This is a genomic window from Pseudomonadales bacterium (assembly GCA_013215025.1).
GTDB lineage: Bacteria > Pseudomonadota > Gammaproteobacteria > Pseudomonadales > DT-91 > DT-91.
Genome location: JABSRR010000018.1, coordinates 1 through 16548 on the forward strand (window position 1 = coordinate 1; position 16548 = coordinate 16548).

Consider the following 16548-nt stretch of genomic DNA (forward strand, 5'->3'; position numbering starts at 1 on the left):
CAGTGACGGGATACGAGAGCTGCTGTTGCTCTGCTTGAAAAGGAATATTGGCTGGCTCAAACACAGGCTGACCCATGTCAACTCGAATACCTTCGGCTTCAAAGTATAAAATGATCTCACCGCCAGCGGTCTCAACACGTAATACGTTTTGTCCGCTCAAACCGCGCTCGCGCACGAACTGCGCAAAACAGCGCGCGCCGTTGCCGCAATTTTCAACCTCACCGCCGTCGGCATTAAAAATGCGATAGCGAAAGTCATTTTGTGGCAGCTCTGGTGGCTCGACAATCAATATTTGATCGCAACCTATGCCAAAATGTCGATCAGCCAACTGCCGCATTTGTGCCGGCTCTGCACGAAAGCTTTGTGTAACAGCATCGATAACAATAAAGTCGTTACCAATGCCGTGCATCTTGGTAAACCGAAGCATCATAATAAAAGCCCTATATTGGCAACAACGACTCTCCGCGCATGAGATCGGTAATCGTCTCGCGCTCGCGTATCAAATACGCTGAATCCTTATCGACCATTACCTCAGCCACTTTGGGTCGACTGTTATAGTTTGATGCCATTGTAAAACCATAAGCACCGGCAGAAAATTGCGCCAGCACGTCACCCGAGGTTAACGCCAGCTGCCTATCTTTGGCCAAAAAGTCGCCTGTCTCACAAACTGGACCAACTAAATCGAATTCAGCCTGCAGTCGTTCTTTACCATCATCCGCGCGTTCAATGCGCTGCATATCCATCCAGGCGCTATACAGGGATGGACGAATCATATCATTCATCGCCGCATCAATAATCGCAAAATGCTTATCGCCGTTACTCTTTAAGTATTCGACTTGGGTTAATAAAATACCCGCATTAGCAGCAATAGATCGGCCTGGCTCTAACACTAGCGATAAATTTCTAGCATCAAGTTTTTGCTTTACTCGGGTTATATAATCGGCAATGTTTGGCGGCTGCTCATCTTTATAGACAACACCGATGCCGCCACCTAAGTCAATATGCTCAAGACCAATCCCTAACGCGGACAGCTGATCGACCAATTCTAGCACTTTGTCCAATGCATCAAGAAATGGCTCAACATCCGTTAATTGAGAACCAATATGACAATCAACACCAATAACATCAATAAATGATAGCGCTGCTGCGCGCTGGTAAACCGCCAGCACGTCATCAAAATTCACCCCAAATTTATTCTCTTTGAGTCCAGTTGAGATATATGGATGGGTATTCGCATCAACATCGGGGTTAACCCGAATAGACACCGGCGCCGGCATCTTCATAGACTCGGCCACCGCTGCCAATCGCTCTAATTCTGCCGCCGACTCAATATTAAAACAGTGGATACCCACCTCAAGTGCCCGCGCCATTTCAGCTTCTGTTTTAGCGACGCCTGAAAAGACAATTTTTTCTGGGTTGCCGCCTGCTGCCAACACGCGCTCAAGCTCGCCCTGTGAAACGATATCAAATCCGGCACCTAGGCGCGCCAGAATGTTCAGTACCGCAATATTTGAGTTGGCTTTTACCGCATAGCATATCAAGTCATCGTCCGAAACAGCCTCAGCATAGGCATTAAAATGTGCCTCGAAAGCCGCGCGTGAATAGATATATGCAGGCGTTCCAAATTGCTTGGCAAGCTCAGAGGCAGGCATATTTTCTATAAATAGGGATTGGTTTCTATACTCAAAAGATGACATATCTGTTTCACGAATCTATAGGCAAAGGTTTACAATAAACTAAGTTTGAGGCACAAAACCAAACATTACTTTGCCGAGACTTTATCGGGTTCCGGTTGCGGTTGCGGTAAGTACAGCGGGCCTGTTTGCCCACAAGCTTGTAGCACCAGGCTTATACCAATGAGCCAGCAAGTGCGCTTTATGATCAGGTATGACATAGGCAAACGAGGTTAACGTAAAAACCATTGTAGTAAGGATAAGAAAATTTTAGCCATTATAACTAAACTGACCTGCGCAAGGCAGCGCTTTATTGGAATTTGCACGATATTGCTACTGGCCACCCCTGAGTTGGCGCTAGCGAGCTTAACTGTGAGAAATTACAGCGTGATTGGGCAAGGTATCGGCATGATTGGCCTGCAGCCAGACACTGGGACTATTGCAGCGCAACAGCAACTGCATTTTCAGCAAGTCATAAGCAATCAATTTATACTCGATGCTGAAAACACTGGCCTCAGTATTGATGTTGAGAGTTACAACACCGAAGTCTTTTACCGCTTAAAACGACAACAATTCGAGTTTGCCCTGCAGTTGAATCTGCTTGCCTATAGCCGGGGCTTTTTAGACAGCTCAATCGAGCGGTTTCACGACTTATTCGGCATGCCAAATGGCGGCCGAGAGTTTGTTAAACAAAATCAATTCAGCATTGCTATAGACGGCGATAAAAACTACTTATTTGACTCCCCCAGCAGCGGCCTCGGCGACACGAGACTTCTAGCGCGATATCATTTTCACCCTCAACATTCACTGATTTCACAAATAAAACTGCCGACCGAATCCGAACAAGAGTTTGGTAGCGGCAGTACCGACCTTGCGATTGCCCTGCGTCACAGCTGGCCAGTTGCCAACTTTGCTTGGCATGCGCAATACGGTGTGGTGTGGGTAGGCGAGCGTAGCTGGCTTAATGACAACAAGGCCGACTTTGTCGCTCAGCTAAGCGCTGCTTTAGAAGCTAAAATTACCGCACGACATAGCATTAACTTTCAACTTGATATGCACAGCCGACTGTATAAATCAGCAGCTGAGTTATACGAACAAGCTTTTTTTAATGATGCTGCCACTGCCTCGATAAGCTACCAATATAGCGGGCAAGAATATCAGTTTCAGGCTGCTTTTTTAGAGGATATTATTGTTGAATCATCGCCCGATATCAGCTTTTTATTCTCAATCAATAAATCATTCGACATTCACGCTAAATGACTATTCATATCGCTTTATTCGAGCCAGAAATTCCACCCAATACTGGCAATATCATTCGCCTATGTGCAAATACCTGCAGTGTACTCCATTTGATTGAGCCGCTGGGTTTCGACATGGATACCAAAAAGCTGCGCCGAGCTGGGCTCGATTATCACGAATTTACCGATATTCAACGCCATGCAGACTATCAGAGCTTTCTTAAACAGGTTGAGGGCCAACGTATTTTTGGTTTAAGCACCAAGGGCAGCAAAGCCTATACCGATATTCACTATCAAAGTGGCGATGTACTGTTATTTGGCCCGGAAACTCGCGGGCTGCCTGAAAGCATTCGTGAGCACACTGCGCTCAGTGAACTACTCACCATTCCGATGGCCGCTAACAGCCGCAGCCTAAACCTTTCGAACTCCGTAGCGATAGTATGCTTAGAAGCTTGGCGACAGCTGGACTTTAATTATAGTTAGTACTTACCAACTGTTTTATTCAAGCAACGCTGTACGATGCGGCAACCGCCAATCAGCGTCACTTAATTAATGGTCGCATCGGCGGCTTTTTGCTGCTCTTGCTTCGCCATAGCCTGCCGGAATAAGGCATCAAAATTCATTGGTGCCAACATCAGTGGAGGAAAACTGCCACGCGTCACTAAGGCATCAACCGTTTCACGGGCGTAAGGGAAAAGAATATCTGGACAGTTGACAGCGTGCAGCTGACGCAGCTGATCTTGGCTAAAGCCCTGGCACTGGAAGATACCCGCCTGTTGAATTTCACATAAAAAACCGACTTGCTCATTTTCCAGCTTGGCAGTAATGGTAAAGGTAAGAGTAACTTCAAATAAAGTATCATCGAGCTTTTCAGTGCGTGTATTCATATCCAATTGCACTTTTGGCTTCCAAGCGGTTTTAAAAACCTCTGCACCCGTTGGGGTCTCAAATGATACATCTTTTAAGTAAATGCGTTGAATTGCGAAATTTTGTTCTGCCATGATTTTTCCTGACTCTGTATAGCTAATTTAGCGCTGTTTAGGCTTGCAACAGCTTATCAAGCTGACCTGAACGCTCAGCTGCGATTAATTCGGTGCAGCCACCAATATGGGTATCACCAACCCAGATTTGTGGCACGGTGTGCACACCTCCGGCCTTAGCCGTCATCTCTCGGCGTAACTCCGCTTTTCCGTCGACAGCAATTTCATCAAACGAAAGCTGCTTAGCCGTCAATAATTGTTTTGCTCGAACGCAAAAAGGGCAAAACCGAGTGGTATAGATAACAATATTAGGCATGGATAAACTTCTCTTTACTGCAGGTGTAATGAATCCGCTGGCTCGTTGAGGCGATTACTTCACCAACGGCATACTTGACGCCTGCCACTCACTGATGCCGCCAGACAGTTTAAAGACTTGCTCAAAACCTGCTGCCCGCAGCTGCTTGCCAACAGTACCCGATGACTGACCCATTTTACAAACGACAACGATCGGCTTCTGCTTATAGTCATTCAGCTCAGAAAGCCTAGACTGAAACTCATTTAAAGGAATATGCAATGACTCAGTGATATGACCAGCACGAAAATCTTTACCTTCTCGGATATCCAGCACCACGGCGTTTTCTTGATTCACCAAACTTGCAAGCTGCTGTGGTGAGATCGCAGCGCCGCCTTTTCGCGACTCGTGTTTGAATAACAGAAAAACCGAAAACAATAGTGCAGCAACCAGAATGTACTGCTCAAGTATAAACTCTAAGAACATAAAACACCTTACTTTGTAAGCTTGCGCATTATACGGTAATGGCCAAAGAATGCACTTTTCGGTAGAATATTTCTTTTTTAAATTCTGCTCTGCAAGACAACGCTTAAATGATGACAACGCCTGCGAAAAAGCCAAACGTATTATTGATTTTAGATGGCTGGGGTGAGCGCCAGGAAAAAGCCGATAACGCCATTTTAAATGCCCAAACGCCAACTTGGGATAAACTTATAAGTGAGCACCCACATACCCAAGTAGCCACATCTGGCCTGGCTGTTGGGTTGCCGGATGGGCAAATGGGCAACTCAGAAGTGGGCCATATGAGCCTTGGTTCTGGACGTGTGGTCTATCAAAATATCACCCGCATTGACAAAGCGATTGCTGAAGGCGAGTTTTTTCACAACCACGCCTACTGTCAAGCCATTGATCACGCCGTTGCAGCTGGTAAGGCAGTCCACATCACAGGCTTATTATCACCCGGCGGCGTGCATAGTCACCAGGCACATATTTTTGCCATGATTGAAATGGCTAAGCAACGAGGCGCAACATCTATTTACGTCCATGCAATCTTAGACGGCCGTGATACAGCCCCTCGAAGCGCTGAAGCTTATCTAGCCGAGCTGCAACAAGTGTGCGACCAAAACGGTGCAGTTATCGCATCTATAATTGGGCGATACTTCGCGATGGACAGGGATAATCGCTGGGATCGCGTTGAACTTGCCTACCGCTTAATGACCGAATTATCAGCTGAGTTTAGCGCCAGTGATGCTAAAGCCGGGCTGGCAGCCGCCTACGCGCGCGGTGAAAATGATGAATTTGTCGCTGCAACAGCACTCACAGATGGTGCCGCCATTAGCGCAGGCGACGCCGTGATCTTCATGAACTTTCGCGCTGATCGCGCGCGAGAATTATCCAAAGCCTTTGTCAGTGATAGTTTCGACGGCTTTGCTCGCGGCGCACGATTGCCGCTAACCGACTTTGTGATGACAACAGAATATGCCGACGATATTGATGCTCCGGTTGCCTTCGCACCTGAAAGCCTCAACAATGTACTTGGCCAATACCTGAGCGATCAACATAAAACGCAGCTTCGCATCGCTGAAACCGAGAAGTATGCGCATGTGACCTTTTTCTTCTCTGGCGGACAAGAAGCTTTATTTGATGGCGAGCAACGTGAATTAATCCCCTCACCTGACGTTGCCACCTACGACCTAAAACCTGAAATGAGCGCACCTGAAGTCACTGAAAAACTGGTTGCCGCGATACATTCAGGCGCATATGACTGCATCATCTGCAATTATGCGAACGGTGATATGGTTGGCCACACTGGTGTCTATGAGGCTGCGGTGCAGGCGGTCGAAGCGATTGATACTGCCTTGCAGCAAGTAACTGAGGCCGTATTGGCCGTCGGCGGCAACTGCCTGATCACTGCCGACCACGGCAACTGCGAGCAAATGCTTGACTATGAGACCAATCAACCGCACACCCAACACACGCTTGAAAAGGTGCCCTTGGTTTACGTCGGCGAGCACAGTCATGCAGCATTTTGCGCGACAACGGGAAAATTAGCCGATGTGGCTCCAACCTTATTAGCCCTCATGCAACTTGAACAGCCCGATGAAATGACGGGCCAAAATTTGCTCAAGTTTTAGCTTTGACTGGCTTGCAGGCAAACTGGCAACGCCTGACGCTGCTACTAGTGTGCATTGCTTCGCAATCACTCTGCTTTGCAGAATCTGCAAGCCATGCCGATCTTAAACAGATCGACCAGCAAATTACCCAGCAAAAGAACATCATTGCTGAGCAGCAGAAACAGTTCGAGCAGCAACAGAGTCAACTCAAAACGACCGAAATCTCGATTGCTCAAGCCAGCAAGCAAGTTAAAAGCCTAGAGCAGCAAATTAGCCAACAGCAGTCCGAGCTTAAACGACTTGAGTCACAGCAAACGCAACTGCTTCAAAGACAGCGACAGCAGGAAAAACGCATAGCCGAGCAGATTCAAACCAGTTTTAAACTGGGTCGCGAGAAACGCATCAAACTCTTATTAAATCAACAAGACCCAGCACAGTTAAGTCGCATGCTCATTTACGCGGATTATTTTAACAAAGCGCGCATTGCCGCTATGCAGGCTTACCAGAAAACTGTCAGCGAAATTAACGCCATCAAGCCCGCCCTTGCGGAAGAAACCGAAAACTTACTCGCCAGCAAAGCTGCGTTAGTCAGCCAACAAAAACAATTGAATGCCGATTTTAAGCAGCGCCAACAGATTATTAGCGATCTAAATCGCAATATTTTAAGTGAGACCGACAAGCTCAAGCAGCTGCAACTTGATCAACAGCGATTAAAAAAATTGTTAGCTGAAGTCGAAATCGCCGTGATGCAGATCAAGCTGCCTGCAGATACTAAACCTTTTAAAGTCATGCGAAAAAAACTGCCTTGGCCGGTAAAGGGCAAATATCAAAACTTATATGGCAAGTCTTATCAAAATAGCGCATTACAATATGAAGGCGATATATTCTATGCAGACCTGGGACAACGCATTAATGCAATTCATTATGGCCAAGTCATCTTTGCAGACTGGTTTAGAGGTAAGGGGTTTTTAATCATCATTGATCACGGCGAGGGCTTTATGAGCCTTTATGCACACAATCAAAGCCTGATGAAAGATGTTGGCGAATGGGTAAGCCAAGGTGAGCAAATAGCCACGCTAGGCAATAGCGGCGGCCTTGATCGCGCGCAACTTTATTTCGAGATACGGCAGGCAGGTAAACCAGAAAACCCAAAAAAGTGGCTTAAATCACGCTAACTTGCACAATGTTACACAATGCCTAACATGCACACTTGCTTAGATAGCGGTCACTGGCATAATGGCCTTATAATTTAAATACACCTATAGCCATGCCACACACACTTCTAAGTATCATCGTTTTTGCTTTTTTTATTTTGCCTATCAGTCTGCTAGCGAACGTCGACACTCCTACTGCCGCAGATACAAAGCGCAGCTATCGCTTCACCTTACAATCGCTAAAACCAAGAGTTGCCATCATCATCGACGATATTGGCTATAATATTCCACTTGGCCAGCGCACGGTAAACTTACCCGGCGCACTGACTCTAGCGGTTTTGCCCAAGACACCCGGCGCAGTCAGCTTGGCAAAAGCGGGCTTCACCGCCGGCAAAGAAATTATTTTGCATGCACCAATGAGCAATCATCACGATAAAAAATTGGGCCCTGGTGGACTAACTGAACAGCTCAGTGAAATTGACTTTAAACGCACGCTGAATCAGAGCATTGACAGTGTTCCGCATGCTGTTGGGGTCAATAATCATATGGGTTCAAAACTCACCACACAGAGCCAACCCATGCAGTGGGTAATGGAAATACTGGCAGCTAGAAATATGTATTTTATTGATAGCGTTACCCATGGTGAGTCGGTTGCTTATCAAACGGCTAGACGACTGGGCATTGTTACCAGTAAACGTGATATATTTCTCGATAATGACGTCTCAGAACTCGCGATTAGCCGTCAGTTTGACAAATTAATTCGACTGGCACAGCTACAAGGTTACGCGATTGCCATTGGCCACCCTTACCAAGAAACCTTGAATATTTTAGAGCAGCGCCTGCCAGAACTACAACAACATAATATTGATTTAATTCATATCTCCAAGCTGCTTAATTTTAAAACCGATAACACTCTTGCCAGCAATCCATAGCAAGCAACCTAAGCCGAAGCATTATGACAATTTTTCGCCCCTGTATTGATATTCATCAAGGTCAAGTCAAACAAATTGTCGGCGGCAGCCTTAATGATAATGGCGCGAAGACGAATTTTGTTAGCAAGCACGATGCTGCTTGGTATGCCGAACTTTATAGAGAACATCAACTCTGCGGTGGCCATGTCATTTCTCTTGGGCAAGGTAATCAAGAGCAAGCCTTAGCTGCACTTAAAGCATGGCCTCAGGGACTACAATATGGCGGCGGCGTGACGCTCGAGAATGCTGCCGACTATCTAGCAGCCGGTGCCTCACATGTTATTGTGACCTCCTGGTTATTTGAGGGCGACATGTTCTCCTGGTCTCGGCTTGAGCAATTAGTCAGTGAAATTGGTAAACAGCATCTGGTGCTCGACCTCAGCTGTCGCAAAGTTGAGGACAGCTGGTATATTGCAACCAATCGCTGGCAAACCATTACTTCCACTGAGCTATCTGTGGAAAACTTGCAAGCACTCAGCGAGCACTGCGCCGAATTTCTGATTCATGCCGCCGATGTCGAAGGTTTACAGGCTGGGATTGATCAACGCTTAGTGAGCTTTCTTGGCCGCCACAGTCATATACCCATGACTTATGCCGGCGGTGCGAGGAGTATTGCAGACTTAAGGCTGGTGAGTAAGCTATCGCAACAGCGGGTTGATCTCACCATAGGCAGTGCACTTGATATTTTTGGTGGCCAGGGCGCAAGTCTTACAGAATGCATAGAATTCAATAAAAATCAGTAATTTACAGTGCTTTTATAAAATAAATTCTAGTTTTTTGTTATAAAGTATTGTCTTTATCACTTCTTTATCTATAATCGAATTTAAGTATTTAACTTAAACATATGTTTTTATTAAATATATCAGGAAATTCGATGTCATCTTTTCAAGACCAAACACCGTTGATTACAGCTAATGGCATGCGTAGAAGTCGATTTTCACAACGTCAGGGCGAGTGGTTTTTAATGACCAGTGAAGGGGTTGAGCTTGGCCCTTTTGAAAGCCACGCTGAGGCTGCTATGTGCCTGAATGATTATCTCGAATTTGTTGAAGGCGCCGATGCGATCGATGTGCAGCAGTTTTATAAGATCTATGCCGTCGCCTAAAGTTTAGCTTCAAGGCCTTCTCTCCCATTTAGGCCTTGAGTCTCTCAGTGGCCGATCATCGTTGATCGGCCACTACCTTATTAGCTCGCGCAATTTATCCTATTACGTCTAAAGCCTTATTATTACAGTGGGTTACCCATGAGATGGTGTGCAGCCTTATAAGCCAGCGTCATTGCAGGGCCTAATGTACATCCTGCACCTGGATATTTACTGCCCATGATCGATGCGCTGCTATTACCTGCAGCATAAAGACCATCAATAGCTTGACCCGATTCATTAACAGCCTGGCCGTGTAAATTGACAACTAAGCCACCTTTGGTGCCTATATCACCGAGTAATAAGCGCGTTGCATAATATGGACCTTGATCCATAGGGCCCCAACATGCATTAGGCTTAACCTCTGGATCGCCATACATGACATCATGTGCATCACTGCCTCGACCGAAATCCTGATCAACACCCGATGCCGCAATGGCTTGCACCTCCGCCATTGTGGCTTTTAAACCCTCAACATCAACGTCAATTTTTTCGGCCAGCTGCTCAATAGTATCGGCTTTAATTAACATTTTATCGTCACCGATCATGGCTTTACTCATGCTATCTGGCATTGCCTCGCCTTGAATAACACCGCCAAACATATATTTTTTGCGGTAATGCGCATCAAGAATGCAATAGGCAGGAAATACCTCATGCCCTTTATCGGCAGCACCATAAAAACAATCGCCATAGGAATTATAGGTAATCGATTCATTCATAAATCGCTTGCCTTGCTTATCAACAATAATCAGGCCCGGCTTAGACTTTTCAGAAAACAGCACAGTAGGACCAAATGGCGTCATCGCGGTCGGCGCCCACCACGCTTCTCGCATATTGCCAAGCTTTGCACCAATATCTTTCGCCGCCAGAATCAGGTCGCCGGTATTGGTATTCACCCCAGAGGAATGTGCCGCTTGGCTTGGCTGCGGTAAATACGCTTCTCGCATGGCTTGGTTATGCTCAAAACCACCTGCAGCAATCACCACAGCTTTATTCGCCGTGATAGTTTTACCATTGACAACACAGCCAGTCACACGGTCATTATCAAAGAGTAATTCAGTCACTGCAGACGCGGTAAATAACTCAACACCATTTTCCATAGCGGCAAGATATAAGCCCGCGACCAAACCATTGCCCTGACATAAACGTCGATCAGGCAAACCTTTTAATCGCGCAGCAATATCTTTGTAATAGCCAAAAATAATACCCATAAAAATGCTAACCCAACCCGGGGTCTTCGCCAGAATTTGCACCCCTTCAAGAATACTCATTTGAAACTTGCTGAAGGCTTTCGACGCTCTAGGCGAGTCAACCAGCGTCGCAAGCATTTCTGGTGGAAGCTTGCGACCATCTACAGGCGAAGGATCCATCGTGCGACCACCTGCTTTCCAGCCCGGCACATCGGGGTAATAATCTGCATAACCAGCCACTGGCGTACATTGAATCTCAGTATTGGCTTCAATATAGGCCAACATTTGCGGCGAAAATTCAATATAGTTTTTAATGGTTTCATCATCGACTTCATGCTCAGGGATGACGGCACGCATATAGGTAAATGCGTCTTCAGGGCTATCGCTGACGCCGGCGCTGGCAATATTTTGATTATTTGGGATCCATAAACCGCCACCCGATTTAGCACTCGTACCACCCCAATGTTCACCTTTCTCCAACATGACCACACTGGCGCCTTGCTTGGCCGAGCTTAATGCTGCAGTGAACGCCGCAGCGCCCGAACCGACTACGATGACGTCATAATTATCTTTCATGAATTCCTCGATACCATAATCATTATTCTTTCTATGATACGCAGTATAATGGATAGCGAGACTTATCGATAGCATAGGCATGTAAGATATTTCCTACAACAAATACGTCCGTTCTCGACTGTCGATTAGACTAGCGCTATGGATAATAACTCATGCATGGATTGCATAGAGGGATCTTGTTAGGAGCTGATCGCAGGGTGCGACACAAATGGAACTTGACCTGGAACGCAAGGGCCGGCATGGAATGCCGGCTTTTCTTTTTTTAAGCTTATACTCGGGCTTTAATTTACCTTTTCTTCTGTATTAACGTGTACTTAGCGACGGCTATTTATCTCTCTATATTTCATTTTTTCTTATCACCCCTTACAGATCAGCGATCTTAGATGTCGAACAGCTTGCTGCACTAAATGGCTGCATTAATAGATTTTAACATGCCATCCAATACCTCGTGAGTTCGCATTGCACTAGGCTATTGAGATACCCTTTGTAAGCATCGCAATATTTTAGGTCGCAACGATCAGCTACAGTGTTTGATTGCTCTGATTTTGCTGCGTTAAGCTTTAGCAGCTTAGGATAAGCACTATAATGGGAGACAGATTGATCTTACAACGCTAAACCGCACAGTTTGGATAACTTTAAAATTATATGACCTACAACGTAATCACGCATGCGCTAATGCGCCAAACATCATACCGAGGCTTAATAGTTGCCTTAGTAGCCTTGTTAAAAACGGCGACGTTATTCGCCCTCAGCTCAGCAGCATTTGCAGCACAGCTAAAAGATTTTGATGCAGAATATGCTATTTACTACGGTGACTTCAAATTAGGTGAGGGTGAGTATCATCTGCGTCGCAAGCCCTCAGGTTTATATGCGTTCTCTTTTCATAGCGAGATGCAATTTTTGATTTTCTCCGATCGGCGCGAGGTCAGCAGCGAACTCAATATTATTAACGGGCAAGCAGTCCCTAACCACTATCAGCACAAACGTGAGGGCACTGGTAAAGACTATCTTGATGAAATCGTATTTGATGTCGAATCAGGGATTATTAAATCCAGTGCCCGTGACGACTTTCAAGAATTTGACTACCACGCTCAAGTTAAAGATGCCTTAACCGCGCAGCTACAGTTATTCCTAGACCTTCGTAAGGGTAGTAAATCACCAAGCTATATGATTCTCGAAAGTAATAAAATAAAGCGCCATTATTTTGAGTTCATACGTCAAGAAACTATTCGAATTAAAGATCAAGCCTTTAATACTGTTGTCTACCAGGTTGTGCGTGATAAAAAAAAGCGACGAACTGTGATGTGGTTTTCCGTTGATCATCAGTATCAACCTGTCAAAATGGTGCACTTTGACAGAGACAAAAAAAAGTTTAATGCTGAGCTTTCAGCCTTCAATTTTTTAAGCCAGTAAAGCTTAATCATACAACGACAAGAGAATAATCATAACAATGCAAGAAGAAGTTCTATTCCAAAGCTTATTTGAAAAAGCCCAGGCCTTAAAACCCTATCTTATTGAAAATATGGCAAACGCCAACGAAGCTCGCCAAGTACCAAAAACGACGATCGACAAGTTTATCGAGGCAGGTTTTTTTAAGATGCTGCAGCCCGCTGCGTTTGGCGGCTATGAAATGAACCCAAANTATTTTTACGATATTGTTCGTGAAATCGCCAGCGCCTGCCCATCAAGTGGCTGGGTANTATCTATCTTAGGCGTTCATAATTGGGAAATTGCGCTATTGCCTGAAAAAACTCAGCTTGAGGTATGGGGCGAAAACCCTGACACCCTAGTCGCTTCATCCTATATGCCGGTGGGAAAAATAGCGCATGTCGAGGGCGGCTATCAGGTATCCGGCCACTGGTATTTTTCTTCTGGTTGCGACCATGCAGATTGGGCATTTTTAGGTGGCATGGCACCGCCGCAGAAAGAAGGTGAAGCACCCTCTCTGATGTCATTTCTCATACCCAAAGCTGATTATGATATCGACGACGACTGGCATACCACTGGCCTAAGAGCCTCAGGCTCGAAAGCGGTTATTGTTGACAATGCCTTTGTGCCTTCGCATCGTGCTCACAATTTTGCTGATGGCTTTATGTGCGTCGGTGAGGGCCAAGCAATTAATAAAAACCCGATTTATAAGCTTCCGTTTGGCCAAGTATTTACCCGCGCGGTTTCACAACCCGCAATTGGCGCAGCTCAGGGGGCACTGGACGCATTTGTTGAGCTCAATAGTGCGCGCGTCAACAGTGCTGGCCAGAAGGCAGGCGAACTGCCCGCAACCTCAGCTGCTGCAGCTGAGGCAGATTACCGCATTTCCACCGCCGCACTGAAAATGCAACACGGCTATGACCAACAGCTTGATTATATCGCCAGAGGCGAAGCTATTCCTATTCTCCTGCGCGCCAGCTGTATTCAAGACTCTACCCGTGGCGTTCAGGAATGTTTAGATGCTAGCCAGCAGCTATTGCGTCAATCGGGTGGACGGGCAGTATTTAATGACAATCGTGTCAATCTACTAACACAGGATATGATGGCGATCGCCCAACACTTCATGAACGAAGCTGACAAGCTTTGCCGAAGCTATGGCCAGCAGTTAATGGGCGCACCAAACAGCAATTTCTTTTTATGATCGAGCCCAAAAACAAAACAGCAGGCCAATAGCCTGCTGTTAGTCATTAATTAATAAACGCAACTGATTAAAAAGGGCTGCGTCGAATAATCGTTTCAACTCGGTCGGGGCCAGTGGACACAATGTCAGCAGGCACACCAATTTGCTTTTCTACAAAGGCAATATAATCTAATGCATTCTGCGGCAAATCATCTAACGACTTAGCACCATATGTATTTTCAGACCAGCCGGGCAATTCAACATATACCGGCTTAAGCTGATCAAACAAGGCAACATCTGCATGGTCAATCTGAGAGCCATCTGGCAACTCATAAGCAACGCATACTTTAATTGTTTCTAAGCCATCTAACACATCTAATTTGGTAAGACAAATGCCCGTAACCGAGTTGATATGCACCGCATGCTTAACAGCAACTGCATCAAACCAACCACAGCGGCGTTCACGGCCGGTAGTTGCGCCAAACTCATGCCCTTTGGTCCCCAGGTGCTCACCCACGTCATCAAAAAGCTCGGTCGGGAACGGGCCTGAGCCCACTCGTGTTGTATAGGCTTTTGTTATGCCCAACACATAATCGAGATACAATGGACCAAAGCCAGAACCCGTAGCAGCACCACCCGCCGTGGTATTTGATGAAGTCACATACGGGTATGTACCTAGATCGATATCCAACAAGGTGCCTTGCGCACCTTCAAATAAGATATTTTCTTTCGCTTCACGAGCCTGATGTAATGCAGCAGTGACATCCATTATCATCGGCTTAATTTTTTCTGCCTGCGCCAGTGTTTCAGCGAGCACGCTGTCAAAATCTACCGCCTCGGCCTTATAGTAATTCGTCAGCATGAAGTTATGGTATTCAAGCAGTGCCTTAAGCTTTTCTGCAAACAGCTGCTGATCAAGTAAATCACCTACTCGCAGTCCGCGGCGCGATACCTTATCTTCATAGGCAGGGCCAATACCGCGGCCGGTGGTGCCTATCTTATCATTACCACGAGCAGCTTCGCGCGCCTGATCCAATGCGACATGCACCGGTAAAATCAGTGGGCAAGATGGCGATATGCGTAAACGCTCAGTCACAGGGACATTTCGCGCCTCAAGCTCTGCAACCTCTTTTAATAAGGCTTCAGGTGAGAGCACTACGCCATTACCAATCATGCACTGCACGCCGGCGCGCAAAATACCCGAAGGGATTAAGTGTAATACGGTTTTTTCACCGTTAATCACCAAGGTGTGACCTGCATTATGACCACCTTGGTAACGCGCCACTAAACTGGCTTGTTCAGTCAGCAAATCAACAATTTTACCTTTGCCCTCGTCACCCCATTGAGTGCCAAGCACGACTACATTTTTACCCATTGCTTTTTCTCTTAGATAATACTTTATGATGATAGCGGCTGAACCAGCCACTGATCGTCTACTCGCTCAATGATGTGCGAGGCCTTCACTTCTTCAATATCATTTTGACCACAAATCACGCAATGCTGCTGGCTTCGCAGCTCTGCGATTAATTGCTGCAAAGCCGCATCATGTGTTGACAAGGGTGGCGCCAAAATTACTTCTTGCTGAGGCGACTTAGACACCAAACTTAATAGGGCTTTAACATTTACACTAAAGCCCGAGGCAGGCCTGCCGCGGCCAAAAACTTCACCCATATTATCGAAGCGGCCACCATTAGCTACGCTGTGACCAAGGCCATCAATATAGGCGGCGAACACAATACCGGTATGGTAGGTGAAGCCTCGAAGTTCCGCGAGATCAAAAAATAGCGGCGTATTGGGCGATTGCTGTTGCAGTGACGCTGCGAGCTGTTGCAGTTCAATAATAGCTGAGCATACAGATTCGGGCGCCTTCGCTAACTGTGACAGCGCCTGTTCTAAAATCGACACATCGCCGTGTAAATTGACTAAAGCCTTGATCATTTCAGCTAGCTCAGCCTCAACATTTGCCGCCTGTAATATGTGATCAATTTCAGATAAGGCTTTGCGATCAAAGGCATCAAATAAATCATCAGATTGTTGAGCAGATAAATTGGCCGCCTCAACTAAGCCACGATAAACCCTTACATGCCCCAAATCTAAATGCACATTCTGATCAGCAATACCTGCTAAGCCAATCGCTGCCAGCATAAGCTGAATAGATTCTAAGTCTGCATCTAAACTAGACACGCCAAATAACTCTGCACCGACTTCAATGGGGGTACGTGATGCTAGCTGAGACTTCGGCAAACAATGCACAACCGTGCCAGCATAGCAGAGGCGTAGCGGTGAATTTTGCTGCAGACTGTGCGCATCAATACGGCAGGTTTGCGGCGTGATGTCGGCTCTAAGCCCCATACTTCGACCCGACAGTTGGTCGACCAACTTAAAGGTTTGCAAATCCATATCTGCAGACTGATCCAGCAATAGCGAATCGGTATACTCAAGCAACGGCGGTATAACTAAGTCATAACCCCAGCTGCTAAATAAAGCTAAGGCTGCCTGCTGATAAAACTGTATAGGCCAAGCCTGGCTAGGCAATATTTCTTCAACACCTTCAGGCAGCAACCAGCGATTATGTTTCGTCATAGCAGGGTCTAATGATTCATTAAAAAAT

The 16548-nt window shown here is 46.2% G+C and carries 18 protein-coding genes; 9 read left to right on the forward strand and 9 right to left on the reverse strand.

The window, feature by feature from the left end; all coding sequences use genetic code 11:
- The 3 genes from dapF to HRU21_02420 form a co-directional block, all read right to left on the reverse strand.
- Positions 1-430, reverse strand: a 430-nt coding sequence (gene dapF / locus HRU21_02410) for a diaminopimelate epimerase (protein ID NRA41142.1), incomplete at its 3' end; no start/stop codon positions are given.
- A gap of 10 nt (positions 431-440) precedes the next feature.
- Positions 441-1697: a diaminopimelate decarboxylase gene (gene lysA / locus HRU21_02415; protein ID NRA41143.1), complete on the reverse strand. Its 1257-nt coding sequence runs from the start codon at positions 1695-1697 to the stop codon at positions 441-443.
- A 65-nt stretch (positions 1698-1762) separates the two neighbouring features.
- Positions 1763-1879, reverse strand: coding sequence for a lipoprotein (locus HRU21_02420; GenBank protein ID NRA41144.1), 117 nt, complete (start codon positions 1877-1879; stop codon positions 1763-1765).
- Positions 1880-2045: 166 nt separating this feature from the next.
- Here HRU21_02420 and HRU21_02425 point away from each other — a divergent pair, with 166 nt between their 5' ends.
- Positions 2046-2933, forward strand: coding sequence for a DUF3187 family protein (locus tag HRU21_02425; protein ID NRA41145.1), 888 nt, complete (start codon positions 2046-2048; stop codon positions 2931-2933).
- Positions 2930-3394: a tRNA (uridine(34)/cytosine(34)/5-carboxymethylaminomethyluridine(34)-2'-O)-methyltransferase TrmL gene (trmL, locus tag HRU21_02430; GenBank protein ID NRA41146.1), complete on the forward strand. Its 465-nt coding sequence runs from the start codon at positions 2930-2932 to the stop codon at positions 3392-3394. The genes HRU21_02425 and trmL overlap by 4 nt, the downstream gene beginning before the upstream one ends.
- Positions 3395-3456: 62 nt before the next feature.
- Here the strand turns inward: trmL and secB are convergent, their stop codons facing one another.
- The 3 genes from secB to HRU21_02445 are packed head-to-tail and all read right to left on the reverse strand — an operon-like array spanning position 3457 to position 4669.
- Positions 3457-3912 carry a protein-export chaperone SecB gene (gene secB / locus HRU21_02435; protein NRA41147.1) on the reverse strand — a complete coding sequence of 152 codons (456 nt, stop codon included), beginning with the start codon at positions 3910-3912 and terminating at the stop codon, positions 3457-3459.
- 37 nt (positions 3913-3949) lie between these two features.
- Positions 3950-4207, reverse strand: coding sequence for a glutaredoxin 3 (gene grxC / locus HRU21_02440; protein NRA41148.1), 258 nt, complete (start codon positions 4205-4207; stop codon positions 3950-3952).
- A gap of 54 nt (positions 4208-4261) precedes the next feature.
- Positions 4262-4669 carry a rhodanese-like domain-containing protein gene (locus HRU21_02445; protein NRA41149.1) on the reverse strand — a complete coding sequence of 136 codons (408 nt, stop codon included), beginning with the start codon at positions 4667-4669 and terminating at the stop codon, positions 4262-4264.
- A gap of 107 nt (positions 4670-4776) precedes the next feature.
- On the opposite strand from HRU21_02445, the gene HRU21_02450 reads away from it, so the two are divergent.
- The 5 genes from HRU21_02450 to HRU21_02470 all read left to right on the forward strand — a co-directional run bounded on the left by HRU21_02450 (position 4777) and on the right by HRU21_02470 (position 9527).
- Positions 4777-6318, forward strand: coding sequence for a 2,3-bisphosphoglycerate-independent phosphoglycerate mutase (locus tag HRU21_02450; protein ID NRA41150.1), 1542 nt, complete (start codon positions 4777-4779; stop codon positions 6316-6318).
- 2 nt (positions 6319-6320) lie between these two features.
- Positions 6321-7472, forward strand: coding sequence for a peptidoglycan DD-metalloendopeptidase family protein (locus HRU21_02455; GenBank protein ID NRA41151.1), 1152 nt, complete (start codon positions 6321-6323; stop codon positions 7470-7472).
- A 92-nt stretch (positions 7473-7564) separates the two neighbouring features.
- The gene (locus HRU21_02460) at positions 7565-8383 is read left to right on the forward strand and encodes a divergent polysaccharide deacetylase family protein (protein ID NRA41152.1); all 819 of its coding nucleotides are present in this window, start codon (positions 7565-7567) and stop codon (positions 8381-8383) included.
- 23 nt (positions 8384-8406) lie between these two features.
- Complete coding sequence (hisA, locus tag HRU21_02465) at positions 8407-9165, forward strand: phosphoribosylformimino-5-aminoimidazole carboxamide ribotide isomerase (protein NRA41153.1); 759 nt, start codon at positions 8407-8409, stop codon at positions 9163-9165.
- Between the two features lie 131 nt (positions 9166-9296).
- Positions 9297-9527: a hypothetical protein gene (locus HRU21_02470; protein ID NRA41154.1), complete on the forward strand. Its 231-nt coding sequence runs from the start codon at positions 9297-9299 to the stop codon at positions 9525-9527.
- Positions 9528-9649: 122 nt separating this feature from the next.
- On the opposite strand, the gene HRU21_02475 is transcribed toward HRU21_02470, so the two are convergent.
- A complete protein-coding gene (locus HRU21_02475) occupies positions 9650-11329 on the reverse strand; it encodes an FAD-dependent oxidoreductase (GenBank protein NRA41155.1) in 1680 nt (559 codons plus the stop codon).
- A 675-nt stretch (positions 11330-12004) separates the two neighbouring features.
- Between HRU21_02475 and HRU21_02480 the strand changes: the two genes are divergently transcribed.
- Together HRU21_02480 and HRU21_02485 are read left to right on the forward strand one after the other, a co-directional pair.
- Positions 12005-12742 (forward strand): DUF3108 domain-containing protein, encoded by a 738-nt coding sequence (locus HRU21_02480; GenBank protein NRA41156.1) that lies wholly within the window; start codon positions 12005-12007, stop codon positions 12740-12742.
- 37 nt (positions 12743-12779) lie between these two features.
- Positions 12780-13958, forward strand: coding sequence for a flavin-dependent monooxygenase (locus tag HRU21_02485; protein ID NRA41157.1), 1179 nt, complete (start codon positions 12780-12782; stop codon positions 13956-13958).
- Between the two features lie 67 nt (positions 13959-14025).
- Here HRU21_02485 and HRU21_02490 read toward each other — a convergent pair whose 3' ends face one another.
- Both HRU21_02490 and HRU21_02495 read right to left on the reverse strand, forming a co-directional pair.
- Positions 14026-15312 (reverse strand): adenylosuccinate synthase, encoded by a 1287-nt coding sequence (locus tag HRU21_02490; GenBank protein NRA41158.1) that lies wholly within the window; start codon positions 15310-15312, stop codon positions 14026-14028.
- Positions 15313-15335: 23 nt separating this feature from the next.
- A complete protein-coding gene (locus HRU21_02495) occupies positions 15336-16520 on the reverse strand; it encodes an ATP phosphoribosyltransferase regulatory subunit (protein ID NRA41159.1) in 1185 nt (394 codons plus the stop codon).
- Between the last annotated feature and the right edge of the window lie 28 nt (positions 16521-16548).